Raw genomic sequence first — 8361 nt, 5'->3', positions numbered from 1 at the left:
AGTGCTAAAGTTTCGTTTAGCAATACTTCAGTACTTTTTTGATCATCCTTATCCTGACTACCAACTAGAAGACAATCCTTGTATGGAAACGAAAGGACTACTTCACTTTTTTCACTTAAAAACTCACCCTTGTTATCCACTAAACCAATTTTATTTTTAAAGGATGTAAAACTGTCTGGCATAAAGTCTTTTAAGTTAATAAAGTCAATGAATTTTTGATCATTAAAAATTCAAAAATCATCAACTTTGCTAAAAAAGGTTCGCTTCATTAATTCATTATGGAAGAGTAATTTAAAGAAATCAGGATCATGGTTATTTACAGCAACAAAAATATTTCCAAGAAGCAATTTATTTTGTTCAGTCGAATAGTATTTTTCGTTTCCTTTAACTAAATCAAGTAAACTCTGCTTTAAATCCATACGATTCATCCTTATATATCTTTTATTAATTTATTTATAAACTAGGAGACAAAAAACATTAAGTGCTAAGAAACTTCACATTACATCCATCCGTTTTTTATACCATTATACATTTTACTTAGTAGACAACTAAGATAATTATAAACTTATACTGTTAACTATTTGTATTGTCCTTTTTCTATGGAAAAAGAACTAGACACCTGTGTCTTAATGACTAACTAACATCACATATCAAAAAAACACTCCTTACAAACCGTGTAAAGGGTGTTTTTTCTTATTAAACTTTACTCAATCGTATTGTAAAACTTCGGTATATTCTTGAAGTTCTCATTTTCATATCGATCAGGGTATAAATATGCGAGCAATCTTACTCGTTCATAAAATGAACCTTGGTTTTGGGGAGTTGAACCATCCCCAAAGAATTTATATTTATGACCGTCAATAATAAAGATACCAGCTTCACCTTTTTCATCTTGTTTCGCTCCTCTTGTTGATTCAACGAAGAAACCAACAAGACGGTTTTTAGAGTCATATACCGATGTACCAGATGATCCACCACCTGAGTCAACTAGACTAGTATCAAACTTGACAAGGGGATTCTTCGAAGTCGCTCCAAGGTAATTAACGACACCGAAAATGTCATCAGTATTTCCAAGTAGATACTCACGATATCGTTTACCACTTCTTGAGTCTTTATTGTTTGATGGTAATCCAGGATAAGTCGCTGCAAACCAGTTTAGGTTATAGTATTCACTTAGATGTCGATTGTATGTTGAAATGGTCATAAAAGGAAGATTCTTTCAATTTAAAAAGAATCTAACGATTTCTTTTTGACGATTATTTAGAGGAATTCCGTTAAAGGTTGCATTTTCAAGGGTATCAAGACTAAAATTCCTAAAAAAGAACGACATATCAACTTTTGCGATGATTAAATCAGCACGGCCAAGGACTCATTTATCAATTCCGTTATTCGTTCTAACTGAATCACCATAGGTATCTTTAAACTGCTCGGGATGTGGAAATGATTGATCATTATCAAAGTCAACTATCGACTCAATCTTAAATGGAATTTGATTTAAATTCCAGGTATTTGAACGGTCAAAATAAGGATCTTTATGAGGGATGCTTGGATCATTTGGTCGATTTAAAACAATCGGGACCTTAAAATTAGTGTTATCAAGAATTTTATAACCATTACCATCAATCGTGGTTCCAACATTCTTCGGGAAAACTTTTCAGACATGTGAATTCGTAATTACATAATAGTTGTAGTCGAAATCATCATGTGGTTTCACTTTTCCTAAAACACTCCAGGTTCCGCTCGGACTTTGAAGAATAGCAAATGAACGATTTCTGATGTTTATTGTACTACTTGATTGATCCTCCTTGTACAATCGTTTAATACTATCTTTTTTGTTTTTTACTTTAACATTTTTATTAAATAACTCTTCGTTATCTTCAATAGTCTTATCGATAAAGGTTTCGTTTAAACCAGTTGAAAGGTTATCCTTCAGAGGTGTCGCATTAAATGTAATATCGTAGTTAATATCTTTAGTTTTAATCCAGTGAAGGGTTGATGATACATTACCAATAAAAGTTGAATTTGCTAATGAGAAATAATGGTCAGCAAGACTATCAAAGATGAGTACATTATGGTATCTTGGAATGATTTCTAGTTTTAGTTTATTATCAATTAAACTAACCTTAAATTTAAATCGGTCTTGCATTTGTCGACGAATCGTCCTGTGGGATCTTACATCACCACGAGTCTGTAGGAAACTAAACGATAAATCTTCGATGACCTTATGTTCAAAAATATCCTTTAGACTAACTGGGATTGAGACAAACGATTTCGCTGTTATGGAAGCTGGATCAAGTGGGGTTAGTTCTGATAATTTTCGTTTTTGGTTATCTAATTCCATCCGGAAGATGAAAAAAGCATCATCCTTAATCTTTTCAAGTCCTATGTACTGATTTAAGTCTTCGGTGATAGTGACTTTCTTGTGATCATCCTTTATCACTGGAATGGCATTATCAATAATTTTTCGTCCACCAAGAACACGAATATTAACCTCTATATTATTCTCATTAACAAGAACGAAATGCTTTCTTTTTTTAATATTACCAATCACATTTTTATAGAAATGGTATCTTTCGTATTCAATAAGAGCATAATGGTTTTGAATGGAATATGGAATTTTCGTTTTACTCTCATCATTTAACCAATAATTAATTAAATCAGCTCGTGTTAGATCAAGTCGGTTTGTAATTAAGTCCGGATCAACTAAGTTAAAATGATGATTCGGTTTATCCTTTATCACTTGATTATTTAAATTAACTTGATAATTAAAATGGTAAGCGAAGTCTTTTTTTAGGTTATCAACTAAGGTAAAACGATCATAATAATCGTTTTGGGTAAATGGTTCAACTACTTTAACTTTCTTTAAAGTGTATTTTGTATTTTCATAAAACCCATTAAGACCAAACTTTCAGATGTGATTGAAGGGAACATTAATTTTGTATTCCTTGACAAAATTAAATTGATAATATTGTTCTTCACCTTTTTTTAATTCAGGTTCAAAGATAAACTGAAACCATTTATCTTTGAAATACGATAAATCTTGATTATTAAAATCAAAACTAGCTGATGCATAAAGTTGTTTATTCGTCTCATCCTTAATAACTTTAAAATCAGTTAAATGGTATTCCTTATCCATCAAATTAGTATTAAATTGATACTTCTTGTTTAACCCATAATCAATAACTTCATTATTAAAACTTGTAGCTACAATAATATATTCTGCAATATTTTTTGGTAGTAAATCAACATTAAAAGTAGCTATATGCTTTTCGTGGTCAAGGTTTCCGTTAACAATTTTTGACCAAGGTTGAAGGGGATTAAGACTCTTAATTAAAAATTGTACCTTACTAATATTTTTAGCAATATCATTCGTATATGATACTTTAACGGTATCATTCATAACACTAACTTGTTCAATATTAAAGTGTTCGTCAGTATCATCATCAATTTGGTCAGGAACAATTATGGAATGATTAAAATTAGTTAAATCAAAGTAATCTTTTCCGTCTTTTAGAACTAGAGATAGAACTCTTTTTACCTTCATTTTAGGGATATTCCCAACAATATCCCTCTGTTCTTCATCCCTGTTACTCTTATACTTTAAATCAATGTATTCAATCTGGTTTTGATGATTCAAAACCTTTAATGAAAAAGCATCAGGTCAGTCGATGTTTGAAACCGAGCGGTATGCTCTAAAATTAAATCGATAATTATTACTATCTTCTTTTTCAAGTTGTCAATCAGAGTAACTTGAAAAAGAAAAACTGGATGATTTGCTATTTGTTCTCTTGTTTCTTATTTCAAGTCCTTTGTTTTTAAAAGGAGTAACTTCCTTTGTATGATCAAAAAGACCAAGGATTTTGATTAATTCACCATTTGTTAGATTATCAATCATATAAACAAGAATGTCTTTTTCACTAGACTTTGGATTAATTAATTCTGTGTTACTGTTTCTTTCGATTTTTAGACTAATATCATTCAATAGTCCACTAACCTTTTTTAACTTAATAATTAGTTTATTATTTTCAATTCGATAATCAATAATCTCATTTTGTTCGTGTCGAACAAAATCTTCTTTTACGATTTGGTCGTTATTTTTTTGATTAATAAAATTGAAGTAATTCTCTAGATTACTTTCCTTTTTTAAATCATTAAAGGTATTTAGAGTTTGTTCCTGTACATTTAGTTCTTTGTCATAATAAATCGTATGGTTCGCAAGCGAAGGATTACCTTCCTTTGTCGTATTAGATTGATTATCTTCATTATCACCATTAACATTACTATCAGTACTAAATACAAATGAATGATGGTTTAAAATGGATTGATTATTAATCTTAAAATCCAGTACTTGATAAGTTGTATTGGGAGTTAAATTATTGATATGAAAATCAATGTAATCCTGGTTAGTTAAATGCTCGTTTAGTGTATGTTCACTAGTAACATTGTTTGTAAGAACAATAGTGAAAATAGGGTTGTTTTGACTATTTGTGTGGTGGTTAAAATATACTCTTAGCTGAACTGTACTACTAGTTTTATTTAAGACCGAAAATTGTTTAATTTCAAGGTCGTTTTGTTCTGGTGCATCCGGTATAGGATTAACAGGTGGATTTGGTTTTTTTGGTGGGACATCGTCCTTTTTCTTACCTTCATCATTCTTCGTTTCATCAAGGGTTTTAAAAGTTTTATTAACATTAAAGGATTCTTGGTTGATAGTAATATTACTAATTGTATATGAAGTATTTTTTGTTAGATGATCAATATTTAAAGTAATGTTCTTGTTGGATGAACTAACATTTTTAAATTGATAAGCTTGATTATTAATTGAAAAAGTAATATCTGCTTTACTTAACTCTTGATTAAGTCTAAGGTTAACAGTGCTTGAAAAAATCGAAGGAACAACACTTAAATCAGTAATCTCTAGTTTCATTTCACCAGTGTGGGTCTTCGTTTTAAAAGTACCATTTTTAGCATTATACTCAATTGCTTTTTCATCTAGAGTAATTCCTTTTAATTGGTAACTAGTGTTAGAATTAAGATTATGTAGAGCATATGTAGCATAGTTTAAATCATAGTCAATGAGTTTCGTTTCAACATCCTTATCAAAAATGAATTTGACCTTATTAAGCAAAGTAGGATCTTTAAAATTATGGTTAATTCTAAGCTTCGCACTAGTTTCGTCGATATCAAAAAATTCAATGAGATTAATCATTAACTTTTGGTTTTTCGGTAGTGTTTCAAAATCAATTTTTCATTTAGGATTAAGCTCAATTTTTTGATTATTAATGGTCAACGAACTAATCATATATCTAACATCGGGATGCAATTGGTTAACTTTAAAAATGATTTTTGTCCCTTCAACTTTTGGATGATGTAATTCTTTTCTGGTATTAAAAAGGTTTGAAAGAACAAGATTAGTTTGATCTAGATTGATTTTTACATCGGATGCTAAATTAATTGTAATCAAAGCAGAATCTTCCTTGATATCACTAAAAGTAACTCCAAGGACAGAAATTGTTTCATCCTTAGTCTGGTTATTTTTAGCACATGAAGCGACAATGGATGCTGAGATACTAGTAATTGTTAATAATCCAATTACCTTAGCTAGGATTCGAACTTTATTTTTTTTCATTAATCTCTCTCCTTCAAGTAAATCTGAACACAAATAGGATTGATGTTTTCTTAAGATTCTTTTTAAAAAAAGAATTTTTACTTTTACTACTATATTAATTAATAATAAAGCAATATTTTAATCATCATCTAATTGTTTATTAATATCTGTTTATAAGTCAAATAATGTTCTCATAATGACAAAAAAGTCGTCTACACTTACTAGATAAAATCTAATTAATGATTAATAAAAAAAGTTACTTATAAATTTAAAGTTGGCAAAATAGGTCAAAAAAACTTGTCAGAATGGTTCACGGAAATCAGTCAAAATAGGTCAAAAAAACTTGTCAGAATGGTTCAAAAACTATTTAAAAATGACTAATTAAACTATAATTATTAATAATTTAATAAAAGAAAAGGAAAATAAAGAATGGGATATCAAAAAAGAATAATCGACAAGATTTTAAAGGAAAAGTTGAATGTGTGCGATGCTATTTTATTAACTGGACCAAGAGCTTGTGGTAAGACATCATCTTCTATGCAGATTGCTAAGTCTTTTATTAAATTAGATGATTCAGAAGGTAATTTCCAAAATATGAAGTTAGCCTTATCTTCGCCCTCTTTCGTATTAAAAGGTGAAACACCAAGATTAATTGACGAATGACAACTAGCACCAGCAATCTTTGATGCTGTGAGATTTGAAGTTGACAAACGGGGTGAAGTGGGTCAATTTATTCTTACTGGTTCAAATAGTGGTCAACGAAAAAACACCCTTCATAGTGGTATTGATCGAATCGTTAATATTACAATGAGAACACTTTCTCTTTATGAATCTAATGATTCAACAGGTGAAGTTTCGCTTTTTATGCTCTTCAATAATCAGTTTGAAATGTGTCAATCTAAACACTCGATGGAAGATGTTGCTTTCCTAATTGTACGTGGTGGGTTTCCACGTATTTTTCGATTTAATACTAAGGAGCAACAGTTAACACAGGCGAGAAACTACTATAGTGGACTCATTAACAATGATTTATTCCATCAAGATAAGAAAAATAAGAACCCTATTTTAATTGACCTTATTCTACGAAGTATTTCAAGAAATATCGGATGTCGTCTTAAACTTGATACCATTTTAAAAGATATCACAGGCAGTGGTAAAATAAACATTTCACTTTCAACATTAAAAAGATATTTAAAGAATCTTGAATATGCATACATTATCGATTATACATATCACTTTACCGCTAACTTGAGAAGTAAAACGAACATAAGAACCACTCCAGTTATGTCACTAATTGATCCATGTATTGCTTGTGCTTCATTAAAAATCAATGAACATAATATTTTTAATGATTTAAATACATTCGGTTTTTTATTTGAAGCAATGGTAATGCGTGACCTTAAGGTTTATCTATCAGCTTATGATGGTGAAGTTTATAGTTATCGTGATAGTTCGGGTCTTGAAGTCGATGCGGTAGTTTGCCTTAATGATGGTCGATATGGTTTAATTGAAATCAAATTAGGTGAAGGATATTTCCCGGAAGCTGTTAAAAACCTTAATAAACTAGAAAATAAGATAGTTGGAGACTTTCGAGGTAAACCAACTTTTAAAGCAATAATTACAGCAAAAGGATATGCTTATATAAGAGAAGATGGGATCTATGTTATCCCGATTGGTGTTTTAAGGGATTAATTAAAACAAATTTATCATTTTAAGATATTTGCTCTTTTTATTCACATTATAATACTAAACAAACTTGTGTCTTTTACTTTCATTATTGCTTTCATACAATCTTTAGAAGATGGCTCATTATAATTTACATAATATTTCATCATTAACATATCAATAAGTTATCGAATTGACTAGCAAATTTCTTATATGAAACAAAATCCAAAGAACCACTAAAAATTACAAAATAAAACACCTCAAACTGTTTTGCTATTTGAGGTGTCGTGTTTCTAATTTTTTAATATAATTGCCGTGCCTCTCTTAATATCATAGATTGCATCTTGGTTTAATTCTTCACCTTTTTTTATAGCTTCATCAAGATCTTTAACTATTTCCACTACATCTAAAACAATTTCCTTTTTAGCATTTTCATATCAAAAACCTAGATTTTTTCCATATTTTGATTTATATTTTTTGATAAAGTTTTCGAATTCTTTTTTTGTTTTATCATCAACATCATTTCAAGTTTTTACATTATTTAAATCAATTCTGAAAGTTGCTAATGCTTCTTTTTGGATAGATACTATATATCCTTCTTTTCCATTATATGCATTTCATTCTTTCGTAGTAAGACCCATGTTCATAGGGTCTTTTAATCTATTCATAATATTCTTTACACCAATGCCCACAATCTCTTTATCATTCTTTTTTTCGTGGAGTCTTTTTAAGAATTTCTTTAATTCTTCAGTCATCATAACGGAATCCCTACTTTTTACTAGAATCTTTAATAATTTAGCAACAATTTTAGCTACTTTACGATCTTTAGATTCTTCTAAAATCTCTAGTGAGATTTTTGCATGTTCTTGCTTTTTTTTCTTTGAAATGCTAACACAAAAAAACAAGTGACCGAAAAATATAGGAAGAGAAAGGTGTTTTCATACTTTGAAATCAGTTTTTTAGGATTACTTAAAGAAAGTTGACTATTACATTACCAGATTTGCAACAAAGAGAGTATAGTGTTGCGACTTCTAGAATCTCTTTTAGAATATAGCCTTAACTTTGAAAGGTAAATGTCTACCAAATTG

At 29.6% G+C, this 8361-nt stretch carries 4 protein-coding genes; 1 reads left to right on the top strand and 3 read right to left on the bottom strand.

Features of this window, described 5'->3' with window-relative positions:
* Together T416_RS0102905 and T416_RS0102900 are read right to left on the bottom strand one after the other, a co-directional pair.
* A partial coding sequence (locus tag T416_RS0102905; protein WP_169737246.1) for a site-specific DNA-methyltransferase occupies positions 1-419 on the bottom strand: 419 nt, incomplete at its 3' end.
* A 284-nt stretch (positions 420-703) separates the two neighbouring features.
* Positions 704-5629 carry a hypothetical protein gene (locus T416_RS0102900; RefSeq protein WP_156953988.1) on the bottom strand — a complete coding sequence of 1642 codons (4926 nt, stop codon included), beginning with the start codon at positions 5627-5629 and terminating at the stop codon, positions 704-706.
* Between the two features lie 408 nt (positions 5630-6037).
* Between T416_RS0102900 and T416_RS0102895 the strand changes: the two genes are divergently transcribed.
* Complete coding sequence (locus tag T416_RS0102895) at positions 6038-7300, top strand: ATP-binding protein (RefSeq protein ID WP_031489315.1); 1263 nt, start codon at positions 6038-6040, stop codon at positions 7298-7300.
* A 266-nt stretch (positions 7301-7566) separates the two neighbouring features.
* Here the strand turns inward: T416_RS0102895 and T416_RS0102890 are convergent, their stop codons facing one another.
* Positions 7567-8031, bottom strand: a complete 465-nt coding sequence (locus T416_RS0102890; protein WP_156953987.1) for a hypothetical protein — start codon at positions 8029-8031, stop codon at positions 7567-7569.
* Positions 8032-8361: the final 330 nt, after the last annotated feature.

It is taken from the genome of Ureaplasma canigenitalium ATCC 51252 (assembly GCF_000712165.1).
Classification (GTDB): domain Bacteria; phylum Bacillota_I; class Bacilli_A; order Mycoplasmatales; family Mycoplasmoidaceae; genus Ureaplasma; species Ureaplasma canigenitalium.
Note: the sequence above shows the minus strand (reverse complement) of the source record. Positions and strands in the feature narration are given on the sequence as shown.